Source organism: Gemmata sp. SH-PL17 (assembly GCF_001610855.1).
Lineage (GTDB): Bacteria > Planctomycetota > Planctomycetia > Gemmatales > Gemmataceae > Gemmata > Gemmata massiliana.
In genome coordinates this window covers 5,071,381-5,095,926 of record NZ_CP011271.1, presented here as the reverse complement: position 1 = coordinate 5,095,926, position 24,546 = coordinate 5,071,381, and the positions used below count along the sequence as shown (strand labels likewise).

General features: G+C 64.3%; 14 protein-coding genes. 5 read left to right on the top strand and 9 right to left on the bottom strand.

What is annotated here, in order from left to right:
• The first annotated feature begins 74 nt into the window (after positions 1–74).
• The gene (locus tag VT84_RS20995; protein WP_052560850.1) at positions 75–1,307 is read left to right on the top strand and encodes an exonuclease SbcCD subunit D; all 1,233 of its coding nucleotides are present in this window, start codon (positions 75–77) and stop codon (positions 1,305–1,307) included.
• A gap of 115 nt (positions 1,308–1,422) precedes the next feature.
• On the top strand, positions 1,423–4,557 hold the full coding sequence (locus VT84_RS20990) for an AAA family ATPase (RefSeq protein WP_082840883.1): 3,135 nt from the start codon (positions 1,423–1,425) through the stop codon (positions 4,555–4,557).
• 128 nt (positions 4,558–4,685) lie between these two features.
• Here the strand turns inward: VT84_RS20990 and VT84_RS20985 are convergent, their stop codons facing one another.
• The 3 genes from VT84_RS20985 to VT84_RS20975 form a co-directional block, all read right to left on the bottom strand.
• On the bottom strand, positions 4,686–5,615 hold the full coding sequence (locus VT84_RS20985) for a proline racemase family protein (protein WP_082840882.1): 930 nt from the start codon (positions 5,613–5,615) through the stop codon (positions 4,686–4,688).
• Positions 5,616–5,798: 183 nt separating this feature from the next.
• Entirely contained in the window at positions 5,799–6,716 is a 918-nt protein-coding gene (locus VT84_RS20980; RefSeq protein WP_052560847.1) for a dihydrodipicolinate synthase family protein, read from the bottom strand.
• A gap of 131 nt (positions 6,717–6,847) precedes the next feature.
• Positions 6,848–9,052, bottom strand: a complete 2,205-nt coding sequence (locus VT84_RS20975) for a bifunctional serine/threonine-protein kinase/formylglycine-generating enzyme family protein (protein WP_082840881.1) — start codon at positions 9,050–9,052, stop codon at positions 6,848–6,850.
• 164 nt (positions 9,053–9,216) lie between these two features.
• Between VT84_RS20975 and thiS the strand changes: the two genes are divergently transcribed.
• Positions 9,217–10,260 carry a sulfur carrier protein ThiS gene (gene thiS / locus VT84_RS20970; protein WP_082840880.1) on the top strand — a complete coding sequence of 348 codons (1,044 nt, stop codon included), beginning with the start codon at positions 9,217–9,219 and terminating at the stop codon, positions 10,258–10,260.
• A 14-nt stretch (positions 10,261–10,274) separates the two neighbouring features.
• Positions 10,275–10,787 carry a hypothetical protein gene (locus VT84_RS20965; RefSeq protein ID WP_082840879.1) on the top strand — a complete coding sequence of 171 codons (513 nt, stop codon included), beginning with the start codon at positions 10,275–10,277 and terminating at the stop codon, positions 10,785–10,787.
• 96 nt (positions 10,788–10,883) lie between these two features.
• On the opposite strand, the gene VT84_RS20960 is transcribed toward VT84_RS20965, so the two are convergent.
• The 6 genes from VT84_RS20960 to VT84_RS20935 all read right to left on the bottom strand — a co-directional run bounded on the left by VT84_RS20960 (position 10,884) and on the right by VT84_RS20935 (position 23,038).
• On the bottom strand, positions 10,884–12,320 hold the full coding sequence (locus VT84_RS20960; protein WP_082840878.1) for a DUF1501 domain-containing protein: 1,437 nt from the start codon (positions 12,318–12,320) through the stop codon (positions 10,884–10,886).
• An 18-nt stretch (positions 12,321–12,338) separates the two neighbouring features.
• Positions 12,339–14,534, bottom strand: a complete 2,196-nt coding sequence (locus tag VT84_RS20955; RefSeq protein ID WP_082840877.1) for a PSD1 and planctomycete cytochrome C domain-containing protein — start codon at positions 14,532–14,534, stop codon at positions 12,339–12,341.
• A gap of 143 nt (positions 14,535–14,677) precedes the next feature.
• The gene (locus VT84_RS20950; RefSeq protein WP_082840876.1) at positions 14,678–15,562 is read right to left on the bottom strand and encodes a hypothetical protein; all 885 of its coding nucleotides are present in this window, start codon (positions 15,560–15,562) and stop codon (positions 14,678–14,680) included.
• 83 nt (positions 15,563–15,645) lie between these two features.
• Positions 15,646–16,302, bottom strand: a complete 657-nt coding sequence (locus VT84_RS20945; protein ID WP_052560842.1) for a hypothetical protein — start codon at positions 16,300–16,302, stop codon at positions 15,646–15,648.
• A gap of 140 nt (positions 16,303–16,442) precedes the next feature.
• A complete protein-coding gene (locus VT84_RS20940; protein WP_082840875.1) occupies positions 16,443–22,085 on the bottom strand; it encodes an Ig-like domain-containing protein in 5,643 nt (1,880 codons plus the stop codon).
• Positions 22,086–22,303: 218 nt separating this feature from the next.
• Positions 22,304–23,038, bottom strand: a complete 735-nt coding sequence (locus VT84_RS20935; RefSeq protein ID WP_082840874.1) for a hypothetical protein — start codon at positions 23,036–23,038, stop codon at positions 22,304–22,306.
• 218 nt (positions 23,039–23,256) lie between these two features.
• On the opposite strand from VT84_RS20935, the gene VT84_RS20930 reads away from it, so the two are divergent.
• On the top strand, positions 23,257–24,522 hold the full coding sequence (locus VT84_RS20930; protein ID WP_082840873.1) for a radical SAM/SPASM domain-containing protein: 1,266 nt from the start codon (positions 23,257–23,259) through the stop codon (positions 24,520–24,522).
• The last annotated feature ends 24 nt before the right edge of the window (positions 24,523–24,546 follow it).

Genomic DNA, 24,546 nt, shown 5'->3' with positions numbered 1-24,546 from the left:
GGGCCGGCACCGTTTCGGCGGTCCGGCCCATCTGACCTTTCGCGATTCCCCATATCCCGGCAGAATACCGAGATATGCGAATCCTCCACACCGCGGACTGGCACCTCGGCGACCGGCTCGGCCGGATCGACCGAACCGACGACCTGCGTAAAGCGGTCGAGCGCGTTGCCGATTACTGCAAGCAAGAAAACGTCGACGTGCTGCTCGTCGCGGGCGACCTCTTCAGCGAGTTGGCCCGCCCGGACGGGTTGCGCGAAACCATCCGCCACTGGCAGTCCGTCTTCAGCCCGTTCCTCGAATCCGGCGGCACGATCCTCACACTCACCGGCAACCACGACAACGAGAACTTCTGCCAAACGCTCGTGAGCGCGATGTCGCTCGCGTCGCCCACGGTCGGGAAGCCGGGCGAAACGGTGCCGCCGGGCCGGTTGTACCTCGCGGCCGACCCCACGTTCATCCGGCTCGAAGACCGAATGCGCGGGTTCCCGGTCCAGTTCGTACTGATGCCGTACCCCACCCCGCACCGATTCCTCCGGGGCGAAACCGGTCTGAAATACGGCAGTCCGGAAGAAAAGAACGCGCTACTCGTTTCCGCGTGGGCCGACGCGCTGCGAGAGATCCGCGCGCACCCGAAGTACGACCTCAAAGCCCCCTCGGTGCTCGGCGCGCATGTCCACGTTCACGGCTCCACCATCGGACCGAGCCTGTTCCGCATCACCGTGGAAGAGGACGTTGTTGTTGAGGGCGCGGAACTACCGAACCAGTTCGATTACGTGGCACTGGGCCACATTCACAAACCGCAGTGGCTCGGCGCGGAGCACATGCGGTATTGCGGTAGTATCGAGCGTCTGGACCTGGGCGAACAGGCCGACCAAAAAGGCGTCATTTTGGTCGACATCGGCCCGGACGGGCGGAACGGAGAGCCGGTCGTGCTCCCGCTCCAGGCGACGCCGATTTACGAGGTCGTGGTGCTCGACCCGGCGGAAGACATTCCGCGCCTGAGAGCGGAGTACCCGAGCGCGAACAACGATCTCGTGAACCTCCAGATCCGCTACACCGCGGGTAAGGACCAGCTCGAAGACGTGCTCCGGGACTTGGACAAGATCTTCCCGCGCTGGTACGCACGCGACTGGAAGGAGACCGGCGCGCTGGGTCCGACACTGGTAAGCCCCGCAACGGGCGGCGGAAAGGGGTTCGGTGAAACGGTCCACGAGTACCTGACGCAAGAGCTGATCCAACACGACGAGGCCGAACGCGACGCGATCCTGAAAATCGCCGACGGATTGCTGAAGGAAATGGAGAGCTAGGCGAACTCCGCCCGCAAGGGCGGTGGGTAACGGGCGCGTCCTCATTGTGAGTACCCCTCGCCTACCTGATGCGCCACCCGCCGCCCTTGCGGGCGGGGTTCGCCCGGAGTGTGTGATGATCCCGCAACGAATCAAACTGTCCGGCTTCCTGTCGTACAAGGACGAACAAGAAATCCGGTTCGACGGGGCGCCGCTGTGGATGCTCTCGGGCACCAACGGGAGCGGCAAGTCGAGCGTGTTCGACGCGGTCACGTTCGCGCTGTTCGGCCACCACCGCGGCGGGAGCCAGAGCGCCGCGGAGTTGGTGAACAAGGAAGCGACCACCCTAAGCGTGGAGTTCGACTTCACGAGCGAGAAGCAGCTCTACCGCATCAAGCGCACCGTGCGCAAGCGACAAAGCGGCGTGGCCAGTACACAACAGGTGTTGAAGTTCACGAACAGTGAGATCACGGGCGAGTCGTGGGAAGCTGTGTCCGGCACCGAGTACAAGGCGAAGTTCGATACCTGGGTGCGGGACAAGATCGGCCTCGATTACGAAACGTTCACGTCGTCGGTGCTGCTACTTCAGGGTAAGTCGGAGAAACTGCTCGACAGCACCCCCGCTGGGCGCGCCGGCGTCCTCGCGCGCATTGTCGATTTGGAGCGCTACCAGAAGCTCCACGGCAAAGCCGACGACAAGCGTCGCGCGCTCAAGAGCGAACTCGAAGGGATCACCAACCAGCTCCTCGGCGTGAAAGAGGTGAGCGAAGAAGAATATGCCGAAGTCGAAAGGAGCATCACAACGCTGGAAGAAGCGCGAACCACGGCACAAGTCCGCATCGACAACTTGAACGCGCTGGAACTGCGTGCCCGGCGCTGGACCGATACCCAGGCCAAACTCGCGGGAGTAAAACTGAAACTCGCCGACGCCGAGAGGCTGCTCGGCACCGCGATCGCCATCGAGAAGGACTACACGCGCCTCCGGGAACTCCGTGACGTGCTCCCCGCGGTGAACACCATCGTCACCGAGCGCGGGCGCATCGGCGCGTCCGAGCGCAACACCGAGCGCCTTACCAAAGAGCGCGAAGAGGTCGCAGACACGCGGCGCAAGTCCGAAAACGTGCTCGCTCAAGGCCGCAAGAAACTTGCGGCGCTCAAGAAAACACAGTCCGAGGACGAAACAAAGAAAGCGCAACTCGAAGCACGACTCCGCGAACTCACGGCCGTTCTGGAGAAGGTGAAGCAGGTCGAAGACGCAGAGAGTGAAGTCTCGCGCCTTGAAACGGAGCTACAGCCCTTCCCGGCCGACCCCGATTCCGCGGTTCGCAAGTACCAGACCGAGCACGAGCGCCTCGCGCTCCTGGCACAACACGTCGCGCTGCTCGAACGACTTCACCAAGACCGGTCCGAACTCACGAAGGCCGTCACCACAGAAAAACAGGCCCGCACGGACGAAGCCAAGCTCAAGTCCGACGGCGTGAAAGCCAAGGAAGAATTCACGCGCCTCGAAATCGATGCGAAAGCCGCGCGCGAGGACCGCGCCGCGAAGGACCAGTTGATGGCCGAAACGCGGGCACTCGCCCGGCAAGCGCGCGAACTCGCCGACGAGTTCAAAACGATGACCGGCCAGACGAAGTGCCGGGCGTGCGGTCAAAAGCTCACCCCGGAACACTTCGCGGACGAAAAGAAGACGCGCGAGGCGAACGCGAAGAAGTCCGAAGACAAGCTGAAAACACTGACCACGGAAGCGGAAAAAGCCCGCAAACTGGAAGACGAACTCGGTGCGAAAGAAGTTACCGAGCGCAAGCGTTTGAGCGACCTGCGCGACAAGTGGAAGGACGCGGATGCCGCGTTGAAGCAGACCGCGAGCGACATCAAGCGCCTCACGGACGCCTGCCGGCAAACGTACTTCGCGCTCCCGGACGAGTTCAAAAGTAAGCTCGGTCCGACTGAACCATCGGACTGGTTCGCGGTCACGTACCCCAACCGCCAAGACCTCGCCGCGCTCAACGACGAGGCGCGCGGGATCGACGTGACCAAGCGCAAGCTAAAAGCCGCTCAGGACGAAGCGAAGAAAATCGAGACGCTCCGCGCGAAGCTCGACTCCGCCCGGGAGCGCCTCACACGTGCCCAGCGCGGGCTGCCCGGCGGCGATCCGGGCGCGCTGCGGCAGGAATTCGCGGGCAAGCAGAGCGAAGAAAAGAGCGTGACCAGTTCGCTCACCGCGAACAAAAAAGAGATCGCCGCAACCGAGGCAGAAATCGAGCGCTACCAACGTTCTGTAAGCGAATCGGACCGCGAACTGACTGAGATCGCGGGCAAATTGAACCTCGAAGAATCGAGCCGCAAGCAGAGCGCGGAGGCCATCGAGCGCGCGAAGAAGACGCTCCCCGCGGCGTGGCAAAAGCCGCTCGAAAATGCGGGTCTGACCGATCGCGCGAAGTGGCAGGACGAACTCGACGCGCTCGTCGGCAAGAACACCGAGGCGAAGTACACGCAACTCCAGGCCGCACGCGGTGGGCTCGATCCGCTCCGGGCCGAAATCAAGCAACTCGAAGCCGAGTCGGACTCGTTCCCGGAAGAAGAACGCCGGTCGCCCGAAGACGTGCGCAACGAAGCTGCGGCCGCGCGCAAGGAACTGGATTCGCGGAACAAGGAACTACTCGACGCTCAGGGGCGCAAGCGCATCCTCGACGGTTACCGCCAGCAACGCTACGAACTCAGCGAGCGCTTCAAAGCGGTGGACGCAGAACACAACCGGCACAAAACGTTGGCGGAACTGCTCGGGCGCGACCGGCTCCAGCGCCACCTCGTCCGGCAAGCGGAGCGCCAGATCGTCGACTACGCGAACGCGGTACTGGACCGTCTGAGCGGCGGGCAGCTCTTCATGCGCTTGGTGGAGGCGGAAACCGGCACGGACAAGGCACTCGACCTCGAATGTGCCAACCGCGTGACGGGCGGCGGTGCGATCAACGTCGCGTTCCTGAGCGGGAGTCAGCGGTTCCGGGTCGCGGTGGCGCTAGCTCTCGGCATCGGCCAGTACGCGAGCAAGCAGCACCGACCGATCGAAAGCGTCATCATCGACGAAGGCTTCGGCTGCCTCGACCGCAGCGGCCGACAGGTGATGATCCAGGAATTGCAGAACCTCCGCGGGCACCTGCACTGCATCCTGCTGGTATCGCACCAGGAAGAGTTCGCCGACGCCTTCCCCGACGGCTACCGCTTCGAGTTACAAGACGGCGCGACACGGGTGAGCCGGTTCGTGAGGTAGTGTCTGCACTTGAACGGTCGGTGTGAGCCCGATACTATTCGGCCCACTGTTTGCGTGGGCCTTGTGTGGTGCGTCTGTTGGCCGGGCCTTGGGTCAAGATTGTCGTTGCGTCGCGGTGCGTCACAAAATTACACGCGGATCCCTTCTTTCAGCGGGTCGCTCTCGTCGACGAGCAGTGTCGTTTCGGCCGTGAGGTACGCGGTACCCGTAATGCTCGGGACGACCACTCCGGGTTCGCCGGTCGGTTCCACGGTTCCCTCGAATACGCTCCCGGTGATGCTCTCCTGGCGCCACACGTCGCCCGGGCGCAGTTTACCGTCGGTGAACAGACATGCGAGCTTCGCGCTCGTGCCGGTCCCGCACGGCGAACGGTCGTAGGCTTTCCCCGGGCACAGCACGAAGTTCCGCGAGTGGTTGGCGGGATCGAGCGCGGGGCCAAACAACTCTACGTGATCGACGGGTTCGCTGACCGTCGTGTTCACGGCCTGACGGACGCGCCACGATACGTCCGTGAGCCGATCGACGTTGCGGACCGTCAGTTCCTCGCGGTGCTCTTTCACCAGAAAGAACCAGTTCCCGCCCCACGCGACGTCGCCCGTTACGCGCCCCAAACCCTCGACGTCGACGGGCACGTTGGCGTGGCGCCGGTAGCTCGGCACGTTCCGCACGGTGGCGCGGTGCGGGTCGCGGAGCACGACCGTGACTACGCCGACGGGCGTCTCGATCCGGTGCTCACCCGGCTTCATCCGGCCCATGTGGGCGAGCGTCACCGCGAGTCCGATCGTGCCGTGCCCGCACATCCCGAGGATGCCGACGTTGTTGAAGAAGATGACGCCTGCCGTGTTCGCCGGGTCGTGCGGCTCGCACAGCAGCGCGCCGACCAGCACGTCCGAGCCGCGCGGTTCGTTCACCACGCACGAGCGGAACGTGTCGAAGCGCTCCTGGAACACCTTCGCGCGCGCGGCGAGCGGTCCCGAACCGAGATCGGGGGCGCCCCCAACCACGACGCGCGTCGGTTCCCCGCCGGTGTGCGAATCAATGACCTGAATTCGGCGCATGAGGTGATCTCGGTGAACCCCGCCCGCAAGGGCGGCGGGTGACGTCCATCGCTCGGAAGGGGTACAGTGGTACGATTACTTTCGCGCATACGGCCGACCAACGACAACACCCACCGCCCTCGCGGGCGGGGTTCGCCAGATACGTGGCGAGGGCCGGGGTGTGCGGCCTTCATGTGGTCGGTCTCAGGCCCCGTCTTTGCGGGCGGGGTTGGTCGGGCGCGTGGCGATCGCGGCGCGGATGAGCTTCAGCACGTGCTCGCGTTCGGCCCCGACGATCGGCAACCGCGGCGCGCGGCACAGTTCGGTGCCGTACCCGCACTCGGCCGCCGCCAGTTTGATGTACTGTACCAGTTTGACGTGCGTGTCCAGGTGCAAGAGCGGAGTGTACCAGCGATACACGTCGATCGCTTCCTTCCACTTGCCCGCTTGTGCGTAGTCCCACAGGAGCCGGTTTTCCGCGGGGAAGGCGTTCACCAGCCCACTCACCCAGCCGACCGCACCGAGGATCATGCACTCCACCACGAGGTCGTCGACCCCGGCGAAGATCACGTAGCGGTCTTTGGTGAGGTTGATGATGTCGGTGATGCGTCGCGGGTTGTCGCTCGATTCCTTGATGCACGCGAATTTCGGCTCGTCGGCCATTTCGACGAACATCTCGGGCGTGATGTCCACCTTGTACGCCGGCGGGTTGTTGTAAACCATGATCGGCAGGTCGCTGGCCTTCGCCACGGCGCGGAAGTGTGCGATCGTCTCGCGCTCGTCGCTCTTGTACACCATCGGCGGCAGGACCATCAGCCCGTCCGCGCCGAGGCGCGCGGCGTCCGCCGCCCACCGGCACGCGCCCGCGGTGGTGTACTCGGCGACCCCCGTGAGCACCGGCACGCGCTTGCCGATGTGCGCGACCGTCGCCTTCAGCAGTTCTTTCTTCTCGGCGGGATCGAGCGTGGTGTTCTCGCCCACGCTACCCATCATCACCAGGCCATGAACTCCGGCCGCGAGCATCGCGTCGACGTGCGCCAGCGTGCCCGGGATATTGAGCGACTGGTCCGCGTGGAACTGCGTGCAGACGGCGGGGAACACCCCTTGCCAGTTCACTTTCATCGCCGATCTCCTCGTGCCGATTTGAGATTAGTGATTGAAGATTTTAGATTTGCGGCCGACGATTAACAGATCGGTGATTGATTTGAGCCTCAATCGGAACTCAGAAATCCCCGATCTCGATTCCCATCGGCTCATTTCTGTACGGGCGCGTACACGACGCGGAACCCGACGAAGTCGAGGCGCGCGGTCTGGCGCTGGCCGTCGCGTGCCGCGGAGCGCGTGGCCGCGGCCGGGTCACGGAACGAGCCGCCGCGGACCACGCGCTTGTCGCCGTCGGTCGGGCCGGTGGGGTTGTCGCGCGCGGCGTCCTTGTAAGCGTCCGGGCGGTACCAGTCGCTGCACCACTCCGCGACGTTGCCGTGCATGTCGTAGAGGCCGAACTTGTTCGGCTCGGTTTTGCCCACTTCCTGCGGGAACCGGAGCGGCTTGAGTGCATCTCCGCCGGTGCCCAGCGTGTCTTCCTCGGTCGCGCGGAACACGGCCTGAGTAGAGAACGTCACTTTCTCCCCGAACGCGAACGGCGAATCGGTCCCGGCGCGCGCGGCATACTCCCATTCGGCCTCGGTGGGCAGTCGATACGCCCAATTCTTGCGCGCCCAGGGCTTCGCTTTTTCCAGATCGGTCAACTTCTGGCAGAAGTCGTTCGCCACGCCCCAGGTCACGGAGTCGGCCGGGAGCGATTCCGTGCGGTGCGCGATCTTCGCGGCTTTTGATTCGTGCCGGCCCATCACCTGCGCGAGTTGAGTGTTGGTGACTTCCGTAGCGGACATGAAGAACGGCCCGCGGATCGTGACCTCGCGCACCGGCCCCTCGCGCCCGTCCGCGGCCCGACCGGGTTCGGTGTCCGGCGATCCCATTTGGAACGTCCCGCCTTCAATGCGGACCATCTTCATTTCGACCGTGTTCGTGAACGGTTCGAGCGGGGGCGGTTCGGGCTTCAAGAAGAGTTGGTAGCCCGCGAACCCGAGCACCGCGACGACGAACAGCGCGCCGAGTACGACGAGCACCTGGCCGACCGGGAACCCGCCTTCCGCGCGCCGGCGAATCGGGTCGTCCGCGTTGCTCCGGGGCGGCAGTTTGAATATCTGGTTGCTCGGTGCCGGCTCCGGTGGAGGGAGCGGGATCGTTTGGGGAGCGTATACCGGGGCCGGGTACCCGGGCGGTGGGTGGTACGCCGGTTGGGGCGGGTACGAAACCGTGTGGGGTTGAGGAGTAACATACGCGCCCGGGTGGGCCGGCACGGGCGCGACTGTCGGAACCGTGTAGTACCCGGAGCCGGGCAGTGATCCCCCGGGGGCGGGTGCGGGGCAGAACGGTTGCAGAGCGAGCGCCAGTTGGAGCGGCGTTTGGGGCCGCTCCTCGGGCGGTTTCGCCATGCACCAGAGGATAATCTGTTCGAGTTGCGGGGGTGCGTCCGGGCGGCTGAGTAACAGGCGCGGTGGCGGCTCGGTGCAGTGCTTGAGGAGTTTTTCGGTCGGCGTCAGACCATCAAACGGAGCTTTGCCGGTCAAGGCGTAGTACAGTGTCCCGCCCAGGGCGTAAATGTCCGCGCGGATGTCGACGGCCATCGGGTTACGCGCTTGCTCTGGTGCGAGGAAGTCCGGCGTGCCGATCACGAAGCCTTCTTGCGTGATGCGGTTCGCGTCTTCTCCGCCGGGTTGCTCCATGAGCCGGGCTAACCCCAAATCCACCAGTTTCACAGTTCCGCCGGTCCGGGGAACGATGATGTTCGAGGGCTTGATGTCGCGGTGGACTAGCCCGCGCTCGAAGGCGTGTTCGAGCCCGAGTGCGGCCTGTCGGATGATGTCGCACGCTTCCGGGACGCTCAGCGCGCCGCGGTCGCGCACGATCTTCGTGAGGTCGGTGCCGTCGATCAGTTCCATCACGTAGAAGTGGTTCCCGCTCACCTCTTCGGCGTCGTACACCTTGACCACGTTCGGGTGGTCCATCGCCGAGAGTGCCTGGATTTCCTGGTAGAACCGCCCCTGCACGAGCCCCTGGCCGAGTTTCTCCTTGCGGATCACCTTGAGGGCCACCGTGCGGCCCATGCGCGCGTCCTGCACCCGGTACACGCGCCCCATTCCGCCCTCGCCCAGAATGTCGAGCAGGACGTAGCGACTGGCGATCTTGAGAGTCGCGGCGCGACCTTTCGCAATTTCGCGGATCTGGTAGGGGGTGAGCCAGGATCGTCGGTGGAGTTCCTTGGCGACGCCCTGAACGTCCGGCTTCGTGTACGCGATCCAGCCCCACAGCTCCCGGAGCTGGTCTTCGGTCAGCAGTCTGCTGGCTTGCAGGTGCTGGTAGAAGGTGGCCGTCGCGTCGGCGGCGCTACTCATCGAATGGTCACCGGGGCTGCCAGTTGTGTTGTGGCCCTTCTAGTTGTACCAAACGCACCCGGTGTTGAAACCCCGGGTTCCTTGATTGGAATCACCCTCGTGGGCACCGGGAAATGGTCGGGTTTTCCGGTATGTTAGCCGGTACCGAGAACGGAGCCGCAATCATGCCGAAGATCACCGTCAACGACGAACCGAAAACCTTTCCCGATCCCCTCACCGTCGCGGACCTGCTCGCCCACCTCGGCAAGGACGCGAAGAAGCTCGCGGTCGAAGTGAACCGCGTGGTGGTGACACGCGGGGAGCAGCCCGCCCGCGCGCTCCGCGAAGGCGACGCGGTGGAGATCGTCACGCTCGTCGGGGGCGGAGAGGGTGCGGACGAACCGCCGCTCGACAAACCGCTGAAGGTCGGGAAGTTCGTCTTCGCGTCGCGCCTGTTTACCGGCACCGGGAAGTACACGTCGTACCCGCTCATGCAGCAGTGCATGGAGGCGAGCGGGTGCAACGTGACCACCGTCGCGGTGCGCCGCGAGCGCCTGATCGACAAGGACGGCAAGAGCATCCTGGACTTCCTCGACCTGAAGAAGCTCACGATCCTGCCGAACACGGCCGGGTGCTTCAGCGCGGACGATGCGGTCCGCCACGCCCGACTCGCGCGCGAGCTGCTCACCAATCTGGAGAACCCCGGCGCGGACTGGGTGAAACTGGAGTGCCTCGCGGACAAGCGGACGCTGCTGCCGGACCCGGTCGACACGCTAAAGGCGACCGAGCAACTGGTGAAGGACGGGTTCACGGTGCTGGTCTACACGAGCGACGACCCGGTGCTCGCGAAGCGCCTGAAGGAAGCGGGGGCGGCGAGCGTGATGCCGGCCGGCAGTCCGATCGGGAGCGGGCAGGGGATTCTGAACCCGAACAACATCCGCATCTGCCTGGAATACCTGAAGGAGAACGACCCGGACTATCCCGTAATCGTGGACGCGGGCGTGGGCACCGCGAGCGACGTGAGCGCCGCGATGGAACTGGGCTGCGACGGGGTACTGCTGAACACCGCGATCGCTAGCGCACGCGACCCGCTGCGAATGGCGTGGGCGATGCGCTACGCGACCGAGGCCGGGCGCCTCGCGTACCTGGCCGGGCGCATCCCGAAGCGCCTCTACGCTAACGCGAGCAGCCCGACCGAGGGTATGATTGCGAGTAGCGGAAATAAGTAGGGGAAGGGGCGTGTATGCGAACCGCCGAACAGAACGCGCGGGCACGAATCACCTACGAAACGGCGTACTCGATCCTTCCCCGGCGGGCGCATACCGACATCGAAGAGCTGAAGTCGGAATTCGACGTGTCACCGGATCTGGGCGCGTTGTTCTACTTTCTGGAAGCGGCCAAGAGGCATCGCACTGAACCGAACAACTTGGACGTTCGGTCGCTCCGTGGGCACACCGGGCGGATCGGTGTGAAACTGAATTACATCGTTGTCGAATACCCGCGGTTCCCAGCGGTCAATGTGCTTGAGAACCTTTCCGATAGTTCGTTGATTACTGGATACGTTCTCGCCCCGTACTTTTCCGCGATCGTTGAGGACCGGTTCTCAAGTGAAGTGCAGTGTTTCGTACTCGGCCAATCGCCCGACGCGCGGACCACATTGCGGATCGTTTCGCCGATCGCGAACACCAATCTCGGCGACGGGTGCGAGCCGGATCTGGGAGCATTTTTGGAGTTGTTAGCGCAGCGAATTGAGTGACTCCAGATCTCGTTTCGGCATTGTTGTTTCGGCTCGCTTGCTGTGGTCACTGTAGGTTGGCAACCCGTCCTTCGTGGGCGGGGGGCACCAAACAGCTCAGCTTAGAACGTCCTTCACGACTTTGCCGTGAACGTCGGTGAGGCGGAAGTCGCGCCCCTGGAACCGGAACGTCAGCTTCGTGTGGTCCAGGCCCATTTGATTGAGAATTGTCGCCTGTAGGTCGTGGACGTGGACCTCGTTCTCGACCACGTTATAGCCGATCTCGTCGGACTTGCCGTACAGGGTGCCGGGCTTGAACCCGCCGCCCGCGACCCACATCGTGTACGCATCAATGTGGTGGTCGCGCCCGATCGTTTCGCGGCTCTCGCCCATCGGGGTGCGCCCGAACTCCCCGCCCCACACTACGATCGTGCTGCCGAGTAGCCCGAGCCGCTTGAGATCCTTGACGAGTGCCGCGCACGGCTGATCGACCTCTTTGCAGATGTTTTCGAGGGGTTTAGTGAGGTCGAGCGGGCCGCCGTGGTGGTCCCAGTCGGTGTGGTACAGTTGGATGAACCGCACCCCGCGCTGAACGAGTCGGCGCGCGAGCAGGCAGTTCGCCGCGAAACTCGGTTTCCCCTTCACCGCACCGTACATGTCGAGCGTTTTCTTGTCCTCTTTCGAGAGGTCCATCAGTTCCGGCGCGCTGGTCTGCATCCGGTAGGCCATTTCGTAGGCCGCGATGCGAGTTTGGATCTCGGGATCGCCGGTTTGATCGTGCCGGAGCCGGTTCAGGTCGTTCACCGCGTCGACGAATTCGCCCTGGTCCCTGGTGCTCACCTTGGGTGGAGGCGCGAGGTCGAGAATCGGGCTGGGGCCTTTCAGGAACGGCACGCCCTGGTACACGCTGGGCAGGAACCCGGAACCGTAAAGCGACGCGCCCCCGCGCGGGCCGCGCGGACCGGACTGGAGCACCACGAACCCCGGGAGACTGTCGCTCTCGCTTCCCAGTCCGTAGGTGAGCCACGCGCCCATGCTCGGGCGCCCGAATTGGGGCGAGCCGGTGTTGATGAAGCACTTCGCCGGACCGTGGTTGAACACGTCCGTTTTCATCCCGCGGAGCCAACACAGGTCGTCGGCGATCTCGCGGTGGTGCGGCAGCAGTTCGCTGATGTCCATGCCGCACTTGCCGGCCTTCTCGAACTTGCGCACGGAGCCGAGCAGCTTCGCGTCGCCCTTGATGAACGCGAACCGCTTGCCCTTCGTGAACGTCTCGGGCACTTTCTGGCCGTGGAGCTTGTTCAGTTCGGGCTTCGGCTCGAACAGCTCGAGCTGGCTCGGGGCACCGGCCATGAACAGGTAAATGACGGCCTTCGCTTTGGCCGGGAAATGCGGCTTCCGGGGCGCGAGGGGATCGGTTCGCGCACCCGCACGTGCGTCGCGGGCGAGTAACGAGCCGAGCGCCATCGTGCCGACACCCACGCCGCAATCGCGGAAGAAGTGCCGTCGCGTGCGTGCGAGGGTTAGTGCGCTGTCAATTTCGTGTGAGTGCATATGTCGTCGGTCCCGTGTTCACTCCCGCGTGATGAACTCGTCCAAATTCATCAGCACGCGGGCGAGAGCCGTCCACGCGGTCTTGGGGTCGGCCTTGCGCTTTGCGTCGAGGTACGTTTGCACGCGAGCGGCTTCTGCGGTCGTTGGTTCGCGCGAGAAGCACACGCGGAACGCGAACGCGATGCGCCCCGCGTCGTCGGTCGGGCCTTCCGATTCGATGCGCGTGCCGAGCGCGGTGGCGAACTCCACGAACACCGGGTCGTTCGCGAGGTGCAGTGCTTGCAGCGGCGTGTTGCTGCGGTTCCGCTTTGTGCAAGTGACCTGAGCGTCTGCCGCGTCGAACGTGGTGAGCAACGGGTGCTGTGACTGCCGCCAGATGTACGTGTACATTCCGCGGCGGTAGCGGTCCGGCCCGGTGCTCTCGACCCACGGGTGGTTGCTCTGAGTGAACGCGAACACTTCCTTCGGCTGCGGCGGGTAGACGCCCGGCCCGCCGAGCTTCGGGTTGAGTGTTCCACTCGCGGACAGCGACACGTCGCGGATGGTCTCGGCTTCCAACCGCAACCGTGACTGGCGAGCGAGGAGCAGGTTACGCGGGTCGCGTTCGGTGACGTCCTTCCGCATCGCGGACGACTGCTTGTAAGCCTCCGACGTGACGACGAGCTTGTGGAACTTCTTCAGCCCCCACCCGCTTTCGCGGAACTCCACCGCGAGCCAGTCGAGGAGTTCCGGGTGCGTCGGGAAATTGCCCTGGAGCCCGAAGTCGTTCTCTGTTTCGACCAGTCCGCGCCCGAAGAATTTTTGCCACTCTCGGTTGACTGTTACGCGGGCCGTGAGCGGGTTCTCCGCACTCACGAGCCACTTCGCGAGGTCGAGTCGCGTGAGGCGCTTGCTCGGAGCGGCCGCGCTGATCGCGCTGGGGTACGAAGGCTGGACCTCGTCGCCTTTGCGGAGAAAGTCCCCACGGACCTGCACGAACGTTTGGCGCGGCTTAGCCCGTTCGCGCATCACGAGTGTTGTGGGGGCCTGGCTTTGCACTTTTTTGAGTTCCGCGATCAGCTTCTTCGCGTCTTCGTCCGCGCCCGCGAGTCGTGCGGCGGCCAACTTCGTCTGCACGGCCGCGATCCGCTTTTCCAGATCGGGCGGGCCACCGAGCGGGAGCGTCGGTTCGTCGCAGGAGTCGAAGAATGCGTACAGCCGGTAATAGTCTTTTTGCGAAACGGGATCGTACTTGTGGTCGTGACATTGTGCGCACCCGGCCGTAAGCCCGAGCCACACCGCCGCGGTCGTGTTCGCGCGGTCCACCGTGCGCTCGACGCGGAACTGCTCTGGGTCGGTGCCGCCCTCTTCGTTGAACGCCGTGTTGCGGTGGAACCCGGTCGCGACTTTCTGCTGAGTCGTCGCGTTGGGGAGCAGATCCCCCGCGAGTTGTTCGATCGTGAACTGATTAAAGGGCATGTCCGCGTTCAGGGCGTCGATCACCCAGTCGCGGTAGGCCCAGATTTGCCGCGGGCCGTCGATCGTGTAGCCGTTGCTGTCCGCGTAGCGGGCGAGGTCGAGCCAGTGCCGCGCCTGGCGCTCGCCGTAGTGCGGAGATGCGAGCAACCGGTCGACGACCTTCTCGTAAGCCTGCGGTGATTCGTCCTTGAGGAAGTCGTCCACCTCTTTAGGGGTGGGTAGCAGACCGATGAGGTCGAGCGTCACGCGCCGAATCAGCGTCGCTTTATCCGCTTGCGGCGACGGCGTTAGCCCCTCTTTCTCCAATCGAGCACGAATGAAGGCATCGATCGGGTGCTTCGTGCTCGGCAGAGCCGGGCGCTTGGGGGCTACGAACGACCAGTGGGGCGTGTACTCTGCGCCCTGGTCGATCCACGCTTTGAGCTTCGCGATCTGCTCCGGCGAAAGGCGCTCACCAACGCCCACCGGCGGCATGCGACCGTTCTCGTCGTCCGCGAGCAGCACTCGCACGAGTAGTTCGCTGTCTGCGTGCTTGCCGGGAGTGATCGTGCCCTTCTTGACGGCCGCGTCGCGCTCGTCAAGGCGGAGCTTGCCCTTCTGCACGGCCGGGCCGTGGCACTTGAAGCAACTGTTCGAGAGGATCGGGCGGATGTCGCGCGCGAAATCGACCTTCTCCGCGGGTGGTGCGGCAACAACACCCGGTGAAGTGAGCGCGAGGAACGCGAATGTCGGGAACAGAGCACGAGTCAACGGCATGACGGCTCCGGTGGCAGCCCGAAGCGGGAGAGCTTCCGAGGTGTTGTGATTGTCGCCGATTTAGGAGGTGAGGGCAAGCAAAAGGCGACACTCGTTTGAACGCGAGCGGAGGTGGGTGCCCGCTCGCGCCACGGAGAACGAACTTACGGCGCACGCGGTACGAACGTCTCGTCGAGGGTCGGACGGCTCTCGGTCGCGCGCTGGAGCCGTTCCTGTTCCCGAACGGCCTTGTCTTCCGGGGTCGATTTGAGGAGCTGCGCGCCGGGGATGAAATCGGTCGCGTTGCGGAACACGTCCGCGGTCGTGTGGCCCACGTCGTTGATCCGGTCCGCGATCGCCCCGCACGTGGACTTCGTGCCCTCTTTGAATCGCTGCATTCCTTCCGGGATGCCGGTGCGCTGGACGAAGCTCCGAGTCTCGGCTTTGGTGGCCGCGATCTTCTTGTGCGCGGTCTCGCTCGCGTTGGTGGACTGCGAGTACCGCACGCGCGGGTTCCCACAGTGGCCGAACACGAGCGTCACCGATTGCGGGCCGAAATCGTAGCGGATCGTGTCGTTCGTGTAAGTCACGCGGGGTGCCCCCGGGGGCAGCATCACCGGAACGTATGTGCGCTCCAGCGTTTTGGGGTGGTTGGCGGAAACGATCACGGGACCGCCGGTGAGCATCGGTCCCTGGAACGTGCGGTTCCCGGTGTAGTAGAACTTGTGAACGAGCACCGTCGGCGGGACGTCGATCTGTTGTTGAGGCGCGGACGCGGGGAGCACGGCACATGCCGGGTTTGACCCGGGTGGCACGAACGCGGCTGTTCGGACCGTGGGCTTACCGGTCGGGTCCACGTTGGGGTCGAGGATCTCGATTTCCTGGGTCGGCGGGACCGGCGCCGAGGCCGCGCGCAGGGCTTCGCCCGGGCGCCGTGTTTTCACACTGGTGGCGTCGGTTTGAGTCGCGCACCCCGATACGGTCGCGACGAACAGGATCGCCGCACCTCTCCACCCGTTCCACCCGTATCCGCGCCCGTGCGTCCGCATGGCCGCTCCTTCGGCTCGTCGAACCCGCGGGCTGTCTGATGGCTGTTGGTCAACCATTAGACCGTTCCGGCACGGTCCGGCACTTACTTGTACGTGAACTCGACCTCGATCCGGTCGACCAGCGGGAAATACTTCGCCACTGCCGCCGCGTTGCCAGTGAATGTCTTGCTCGCCGGCTCGCCCCGCTGAACCACGAACTCCATCGGCGGGAACTCCACCACCACCGGCGCCCCGGGGAACAGGTTCGGCCGGGCCTGATTGATCGGCGCGGCGGCGTACCCTCGAACCTTCACAATGAACGTGTTCCGCTTCAACTGCGTTGTCTGGAGCGGCACGTTCAGGCGCTCGCCCGGCTTCAGCGGCGAGCGGATGTCGTCCCCCGGTTGCGGGTTCTGGTCCGCCCGGAAGCTGATCTGGAACTCGCCGTTCTCGTGGAACGCCACCGCGACCCGCGACAGGAAGCAGTGGTCCACTTGCATCCGCGCCTGAACCAACTGGTACGCTTGCGTCGCCGGCCGCGCCGGTTGACCCGGGGCAGGAGCCGGAGTCACGTTCACCTTTTCCAAACTGACCGCGGTTGCCGTCGGCGCCGGGCGCACTTCGGCCGGGCGGTAATCGTACCCGGGAATGCCGGGCAGCGGTTTCGGCTTCGCAACGTGCCGCGGGAACTCCGCGAACCCGACCGATGCGGTTGCCGCCAGAGCGACACACGCGACCGTTTTGAGTGCCCGCCACTTCATGGCTCGCCGCCTCCGTTGCCGGGTTCCTGTCCCGTTCGGCAACTTCGTCATCCGCACCCCGGCGCGCCCGGTCCAATCTCTGTGTTCGCGCGTTGGGGAGTACCCGAGCGGCGACAGCCACGAGAGATTCCCTACGGTCGCTACTTCCCTCCCGTTGGCGGCGGGCTCAGCATTGGTACCGTAGGTTGAGGTATCGGCCGGACCGGTGCGAGCGGCGTTTGCGGACCCGCGGGAGGCTGGCTCGTTACCGGCGGCCCCACGGTAATGATCGGCGGCTGGCTCGTCCCTGGTAGTTCGGCCGGGCGCGTTGAGGGCGTCGTCGGGAGTGCGGGCGTGACTGGCACGGGTTTCCCAACTCCCACCGGACCGTATCCGGGGACGAACGTTCCCGACGCTCCCGGGGGCATTTTGACCGCCGTCGGAACCCGCGGGCCGGTGGCTCCTGTGGCCCCCGGGTACGGGACACCAGGGGGCGGTTGTGGGATCGTGTACGGCGGATCGAACGCAGGCGGGCCGTAGGGCGTGTTCGGGTTGTAGGGCTTGGGCCGCCCCTCTGGTGAGAACCCGGGCGCGAACTGCGTTTCGGGGAACTTGATCGTGGGGTCGTAGCCCTCGCGCAGAATCCCGTCGTGGAGCCGAAGCCCCACACCCACAGAGCCGTTCGGGTGGCGCCACGGGAGCGTCATCTGCGAACGGTAATAATCGTACCGGCGTTCGCCGTAGGGTGTCCGGAGAGCATCATCGACGCGGGTGGCCGCGATGTCGTAGATGCGCTGTTCGACATCGAGGCGGCGGTACCGCGCCGCGAACTCGGCCATGCGGTCCGCGAGCGGGTCCAGGTCCGCGATCGCAGGGGCGTACCGCAGCCCCATCAGGTCGAACAGCGTCGGGAAGATCGTGGCCTGGGAGTAGATCAGGTTCTGCTGGAGCGACGAACTGGCACTCGGTAGTGGGCGGAACAAAATGCCGACACCGGGGAGATCCTGGAGGAACTGCACGCCCCGACCGGTGCGCGCGACCTTGAGCGCCACCATGTACTTGCTCACCTCGCGCAGCTCGAAGTTACCGAGCTGCACGTCCGTGTGAATCAGGTGGCGTTTCACGCGCCCCAGGTGCTTCTCGTCGGCCCGGACCGGTTCGCGCACGTCGGTCGTATAGAGGTAGTCGAACTTGAACACCACCGCCTGCCCGTCGGGGCTGAGTACGGGCCGGATCTCGTACCCGGTTCCGGTCTCGAACTTGTAAATCGCCGGGTCCGGGATCAGCCCGTCCAGTGCGGTCCCGAACTGCTTCTGGCCCGGTCCCGCTTGGGCCATGATCCGCTCGTCGGGCGTGGTCGTTAGCCCGGGGAGCACGCTTCGAATCGCTGCCAGATCTCCACCGCCGCCCTGGACCATCGAAACCGGATTGCCGCTGTAGAGCTTGGCCAGAGCGAGGAACGACGGGTCGTTCATTAGTGCGCCGTACTCGTCGAACAGCGCCTTCGCGGACCGGAACCCTTCGGTGATGGCGATATCCCGCTTGGGCAGGTCGAATTCATACGACGCGGCCGGCGACACCTTACCGAGCGCCCGGTTGTTCGTCAGTACGGAGGTCGTTTCGATTTGAGCCAGGGTTACGTCCCAGAACCGGCTCGCCTCGCGCGCCCGGCGGAACGACGGCAGGTAGTACTGCGTGTTGAAGTCGTCGTCGAGCGCGGTGGTCACGCTCTTGAGGTAGTTGTCCACGTTCGCGGTGCGCGCCCGCATTCCTTCAAGGATCTCGACGTACTTGTCTTCCATCTCGTCTACGAGCAGGTCGAGCAGCTTCTTTTCGTCGAGCGGGCGCCGGGCGTCGCGTGCGCTCTTGAACGCGGCGGCGTACTGCCCGGCCGTGCTTTCGAGTGCCCGGAACGTGGGGTCGGCCTCTTTGAAAATGGCCTCGGCCGCCGTGCGGAACTCGCTCCCCTGGCGCAACCGGTTGAGAACTTCCTCGCGGAAGATCCGGTACCGGGCGGCGGCTTCGAGCGGGTTCGCGTTATCGCCCTGGAGCTGCCCTCGGATCGTGTCCAGGTTCTTCTGGACGGCCGCCGCTTCCGTTCGGAGGAGATTCAGTAATTCGTCCAGACCTTTCTTCAGATCCTGGTACTCGTCGTCGCCGAGTTCACCCGTGGTCGCGGCCTTCTTGATCAGTTTGATGGTGGCCGAGTACCGCTTGTAGGCGTCCGGATCGATGTAATAAAACTGGTTGAGCAGATCCCCCGTTTGGTCCAGTTGGTCCCGGAGGGTTCTGCTGGTGAACTGCCACGAGCGCGGTTCGCCTTTGCTTTTGTCACCCGTCCATTTGGGCGCGGTGAACTGCTTTTGCCCGATCACGACGTTTTGGTTCGGCTCTTTCGCGAACACCTGGGACACGACTCCGATTTCGGTGGTCGCTTTTTCGAGCAGCACCTGGAACCCGTTCAGTGAACTCTGGCTCTGCGCGCTCGCGAGGTTGAGTTGTTCCTGGAGGGCGCGCAGAACCTTCTTCGCGTCGTCCTCCATCTGCTTCGCCTTGCGCAGTTCGTCGAGGTAGTTCGTGTTGATGCGCTCCTCCAACAGCGAGCGCTCCATCACGCGCTGGCGCAGTTGCATCTCGGTAATCATCTGCGCTTTGAAGATCTGGGCGAGGCGGATGAACTCGCGCTGGAGCGGGTTGAGCGTATCGGTGCCGGTCACGTGGGCGTTGAAGAAGCCGACCAGCGACTCGAACGGCGAGTTGCTCGCCAGAAGATATTCCTTCTTGTCCTTGCAGGCGTCGCAGTGCTTCGGCGTCGCGATCCCGATCATGTAGTACCGGGCTTCCGCTTGGGGCAGATCGCGCTGAACGGTTGCCAGAAATTCCTGGATGATTTCCATTCGCACTTCGTTCTTCGCGAGCGCCATCAGAAAAAGGGCCGAGGACAGACTCGTGCTGTCCATCGAGTTGAGCGCGAGGAGCTTGTTACCGGTCTTGAGGAACTCCGAGTCGAGTTGCATCAACTCGTCGGTGAAATCCTTCCCGAAGAACGCATACAGGTACTTTTGGTCGCGGTCCCATTGAGTCCAGCCGGGGGCCAGTGTCGCGGCCGCTTCCGCGGCTTTGCGCGCGGCGACCGACGTGACCGCGTTGCGGAGCATCTGGCTCGATTGGGCCGTGAGGAACCGCGAGTGGTCCAGGTACCGCTGGATGTTGGCGACCACCTTCTCCATGCGATCGGCGCGTTCGCCGTTGACTTGAAGCGTGTGAACGGCCACGCGGACCTGGCCCACCGGGGCGTCGATCTGGTTCAACATCGTGCGGATGACGTTCAACCCTTTGATCGGCCCGCGGAGCTGGATCAGCCCCTCGCCGATCACCGAAACCGACACGCGCATCACCGGGTCGTCGGAGTCCGGGCGCCCGGGCGCGTAGGTGTCCGGGTCCGCGGTGGACGCCGATACTTCGACGCGGAACTGGTTCTCGCGCAGGCGCCGTTCCTCGAACTCCTTGACCATCCACGCTTCAACAGCCTTGGCTTCCATTTCCCGCTTCGCCGCGACGTTTCCCTGCGCGCGAGCAATATCGGCCGGCCCCTGCCGGTCGATAGAATCCGCGGAAATCAGGGCGCGTTCGATCGTCTCCGCTTCGGCTTGAAGCCCCGCGATCTCACCCGGGGGGCGTCCCATGCGCTTCGCCTCATCAATTTCAATCCGCTTCTGGATCAAACTCCGTCGGGCCTGTTCCGCGGTCCCGCGCGCGCCGGCGACCCGGTTCTGGAGGTTGTTCAGTTCCGCCTCCGCCGCGCGCGCGTCCTGCGCGGCTTTGACCGAGAGAAATTCCAGGCGCTTGCGTTCGTCCTCGGCTTTGTTGGCGTCGTCGCGTGTGCGGTTAGCGGCGCGACGGCGGACGTCTACGTCCGCCGCGTTGTACGACTTCACCGATCGGTTAATGAGTTGTGCGACCCGGTGCGCGTCGCGGTAGTAGTACAGCCGCGCGACCCGCGACTCGACCCGGTCCGACGGGTTGAACCCCTCGTCGTAAACGGGTGGTTTGAGGTAGATGCGGAAGTCCACCGGCGGACCGGTCTGGAGCGTCGTGCCAGAGGGATCGACCGGAACGGCCTTGTCTGGCGCTGCTTGGGTCGAAACGGTGGCCTCGAACGCATTACCTCCGTCCTGGACCTCGGTGGATTCCGGGAGCGCGTTCCCGAACACGTCGGTGATCTTGTTCTTCAGAATCGCGACCGTGTACGTGCCGGGCAGGATCGCACCGACGTTGAGGGTGACGCTGTTGGTCAACTTGTCGTACACCGGTGTGCCGATCGGCAGGTTCCCGCGTTGGGCCTTGTTCTCGTTGTGGGACACCTTGAAGGTGTCGGCCTTGAAGTTGGAATCGATCGGGTTCTTGCTGCTGAAGCGGATGACGATCTTCTCGGTCCCGATCCCGTTCGATTGGCCGAATCCCGGTTGCGCGTTCACACTTTCCACCGTCGGTGGCGTGGTGGCGACCATGAGTTTGATTTGTGCGGGTGTGCCGACGAACGACCCACGCACCGCTGCGACGCGGATCACGTGATCCCGTCCGTTCCCCACGTCTAGCTTCTGGAACGTGACTTTCCCGTCCCCGCCCGGCGCCGGGATAACACTGATCCCCGGGAAAACGGCGGCGTTGTCGATGTACGCGACCAGCACTTGTGCATTTTGAGGTGGTGCTACTTTCAGGTCGAACTTCGTGCCGTTCGAGTAGTACGCGGGCAGCCCCGGAGTGGAGAAGTCACTCGCGGGAGTGACGGTCTTACCTTCGGCCGACACGGGCGCGTCGAGCGCCGGTGGGTCGAGCGTTTCGGGGACGAAGTTGAACCGGAGCGGGAGCGGGTTCGTGAAGTACAGGCGGGCGTTGGTGTACTCCACCCGCATGAACAGCTTGGCTTTGGTAAGATCGTTGAGGACCGGGAGCCGCACGCGGGCATCCCATGCACCGGAGGCGTTGCGGCCGATGTCCCCGTCCACCTCGGTCGCGACCCCGCCCTCGGGCTGGAGCACGAACCGCAGGGTTGCTGCTCCCTTCACCTGACCGAACAGGCGCAAGTACGGCTCGTATTGAGGTTTGCCGTAGACGTCGACCATACCCACAACCGAGGAGATCGGGGCCGGGCGAAGGGGAGGGGAGGTCGCGTACTCGGTCACTTGACCCGAGATCGCGTCGCTCGGTTCGGACGGAACCAGGATCGTGAACTTGTATGGATCGGACGTTAGGGGGCCGACGCTCTTAACTCGCAGCTCGAAGTTGATTTTGCCGTCGGTGGTCTTCAGCTTCGTCAAATCGAGCGCGACGAACGTGGTCCCGTTCTCGTCACTGCGCTTCACGCCGGGCACATCGTCGACCGGCTTCTCGCGAACCGCAGGATCATCGGTGCTCAGGAGGAGCTGATTGGCGATAGTGCGATCGAGTTTGAGCTTCACCGCGGTTCCGAGCGTCGCGACGCCGTCCACCGGTGGCTTGTTCAGATCCCACACGATGCCCTGAGCGTCTTCGAGCCGAACGCTCTTGACCGGTTCGGGCTTCGTCTCGTCCGTCATGCTGGCTTGGCGGACGTTCGGGTCGCGGCGCACCGGCTCGACAGCGCGAGGCGCAGCGGTGACCTCCGGAGGGAGCGGCGCCGGGGCTGTGTTCGGTGTGTCGGTGACGGGGGCCGCTGTTTCTGAAGCGATCCGTTCCAGAAGGGTACGGTAGTTCGTGCTGCCGTACATGACGGCCGCACCCAACCCCAGACACAACAGCATTCCTGCGGCGTTGCGCGCCATACCGTAGCCCCCGTGTCACCCGCCGCGCAGCGCGTTAGGCGAGCGTGTACGGAACTGTCTCTGCACGCGATTTATCGACGGGGCGCAAATGCCGACTTTACCAGTTGTGCTATCTTTCCGGGGCGCTGCTTATTTGCGGAAAATAACTCAACCTGGAAGAGAAATGAGACGACCGCGGCGCACGGGCCGCGGTCGAACGGGTGTAAGAGCAACGACACTCACCGATTCGGGTCGTCGATGGCGATCGGCGTCCCGAACCGAGCGGTGCCGGTGCGGGTGATGACCCAGGTGTTGTCGATCGTGGCTTTGAGTGTTGCTGTTTGTCGGTCCCACTGGCTGGGGGGAATGCCCTGCTTCGGATCGAACAGCAGGCTCGAATACCCACGGTGCGCAACATGGAACGTGCGCGGGGCCGGGTCGCCGGGCTTGGCGTCGCGTGGCGGTTCCATCCGGATCATCGGGAGCGTGAGTTTGTACTCCTGCTTCCCGTCCGGGCTGGTGAGCGTCAGTTGCAGGCGCAAAAGCACGGGCATCGCCGGGACGGTCGCGGTGAACGTCAGGTCGTAGTTCCCGGTCTTCTGATCCACGGCGAACCGCATTCCCTCGTAGATCAGTAGCCCGTCGCCCTCGACGGGGCAGCCACTCAGGTCGTATCGCGGATACGGGACGTGGGCCGCAGTGTGGAACTCTTTGACCCACGCAATGTTTTTTGAAGGAAGGCTGGCTTCCGAGTCGCACGCACAAACCGCGACCGGGCAGACACGCGGTTGCTTCTGGAACGGCTGAAGCGCCGGTCCCGCACAGTGCCCGGAAGGGAACATGCGGTCCCAGGTCGAAGCCGCCGGGACTGGCGCCGTGAGAGAGGGAAGGGGGATTGGGTAGTCGGCCGGACCGGGCGGATGGCCCAACGGGTCGTGACCGGGGGCGGTGAGTAACAAGAGAAGTGGAACCATCGGTCGTCCTCCTGACGCGGGGCAACGTTCAAGTGTTCCCGCGCGCCGGCCGGGGTGCCGGCCCGAACTGACGCCGAGGGCGTTTCGCGTTTTGTCTCGGGGTGTTTCATCCGCACAGGCGCTACGGCTGGCCGCCCGCGCGAAAATCTCCCGTAATATCTCCCGCGTAAGCGGTACACTTCATCTGTAGTACCGCACCGTTCCGCCCGGAGCGCACCGTGACCCTGCTCGCGTCGTTCAAGTTGGCCAAGCGCGTTCTGTTGGAAACCGACAAGCGGCTCCTGTGGAAGCTCGCGTACAACATGGGCGTTAAAGGCGCTTTGTCCGTTCACAAGCACAAGTTGCGCCTGAAACGCGGCCAGGTGTTCCCGCCGTTTTTGTACGTGAGCATCATCAACACGTGCAACTTGCGGTGCCAGGGGTGCTGGGTCGACGTGAGCATGAAGCAGGAGACGATCAAGCCGGCCGCGTTCCACCAACTCGTCCGCGAAGCGAAGCAGATGGGGAACGTGTTCTTCGGGATCGTCGGCGGCGAGCCGTTCATGCACCCGCACCTGCTGGACATGCTCGCGGAGCACCCGGACTGCTACTTCCAGATCTTCACGAACGGCCACTTCATCACGCCCGAGCGCGCCAAACAGATGTGGCGCTTGGGGAACGTGACGCCGCTCATTTCGGTGGAAGGCTCGGAGATCGTTTCAGACGAGCGCCGCGGGCGCGGCGGGGTGCTGAACAAGACGCTCCAGGGATTGCACAACGCGCTCGACGCGGGCGTGTTCACGGGCGTCTGCACGAGCCTCGCGCGGACCAACATCGATGACCTGCTCCGGGAACAGTGGATCGACCGGCTCATCGAAATGGGCGTACTTTACACCTGGTTTCACGTGTACCGCCCGATGGGACCGAACCCGAACCCGGACCTGTGTTTGACGCCCGAACAGGCGGTCCGGGCGCGGAAGTTCGTGGTGGAGATGCGCGCGAAGAAACCGATTGTCATCGTCGATGCGTACCACGACGGCGAGGGCAAGGCACTGTGCCCGGCGGCGACCGGCATCAGCCACCACATCAACCCGTGGGGCGACATCGAGCCGTGCCCGATCGTGCAGTTCTCCACGGAATCGATCCACTCAACGACGGACGCGCGCCCGCTCAAACAGAAGTTCCTCCGGTCCGCGTTCCTGGCAGACTTCCGTAAGCTCGCGGCCGAGACGACACGCGGGTGCATTGTGCTGGAGCGCCCGGACCTGCTCAAGAAGCTGGTCGAGGCCCACGGTGCGAAGGACGCGACCGCACGAAAAACGGCCCTCGCCGAACTCGACGCGATGACAATCCGCACGTCGCAGTACGCGCCGTCGGCCGAGATCCCGGAGAAAAACGTCTTTTATCGGCTGGCGAAGCGCCTGTTCTTCAACGATTTCGGCGCCTATACCGGGCACGACGCCAGCCACGCCCAGGAATCCGCGCCCGCGGTATTGGGAAGATGATTTTGCGATATTAAATTCGTAATT

What these genes read in the sequence shown, in the direction of transcription:
- VT84_RS20995 (WP_052560850.1), top strand. Translation starts at nt 75, where the DNA reads ATGCGAATCCTCCACACCGCGGACTGGCACCTCGGCGACCGGCTCGGC.
- VT84_RS20990 (WP_082840883.1), top strand. Translation starts at nt 1,423, where the DNA reads ATGATCCCGCAACGAATCAAACTGTCCGGCTTCCTGTCGTACAAGGAC.
- VT84_RS20985 (WP_082840882.1), bottom strand. Translation starts at nt 5,615, where the DNA reads ATGCGCCGAATTCAGGTCATTGATTCGCACACCGGCGGGGAACCGACG.
- VT84_RS20980 (WP_052560847.1), bottom strand. Translation starts at nt 6,716, where the DNA reads ATGAAAGTGAACTGGCAAGGGGTGTTCCCCGCCGTCTGCACGCAGTTC.
- VT84_RS20975 (WP_082840881.1), bottom strand. Translation starts at nt 9,052, where the DNA reads ATGAGTAGCGCCGCCGACGCGACGGCCACCTTCTACCAGCACCTGCAA.
- thiS (WP_082840880.1), top strand. Translation starts at nt 9,217, where the DNA reads ATGCCGAAGATCACCGTCAACGACGAACCGAAAACCTTTCCCGATCCC.
- VT84_RS20965 (WP_082840879.1), top strand. Translation starts at nt 10,275, where the DNA reads ATGCGAACCGCCGAACAGAACGCGCGGGCACGAATCACCTACGAAACG.
- VT84_RS20960 (WP_082840878.1), bottom strand. Translation starts at nt 12,320, where the DNA reads ATGCACTCACACGAAATTGACAGCGCACTAACCCTCGCACGCACGCGA.
- VT84_RS20955 (WP_082840877.1), bottom strand. Translation starts at nt 14,534, where the DNA reads ATGCCGTTGACTCGTGCTCTGTTCCCGACATTCGCGTTCCTCGCGCTC.
- VT84_RS20950 (WP_082840876.1), bottom strand. Translation starts at nt 15,562, where the DNA reads ATGCGGACGCACGGGCGCGGATACGGGTGGAACGGGTGGAGAGGTGCG.
- VT84_RS20945 (WP_052560842.1), bottom strand. Translation starts at nt 16,302, where the DNA reads ATGAAGTGGCGGGCACTCAAAACGGTCGCGTGTGTCGCTCTGGCGGCA.
- VT84_RS20940 (WP_082840875.1), bottom strand. Translation starts at nt 22,085, where the DNA reads ATGGCGCGCAACGCCGCAGGAATGCTGTTGTGTCTGGGGTTGGGTGCG.
- VT84_RS20935 (WP_082840874.1), bottom strand. Translation starts at nt 23,038, where the DNA reads ATGGTTCCACTTCTCTTGTTACTCACCGCCCCCGGTCACGACCCGTTG.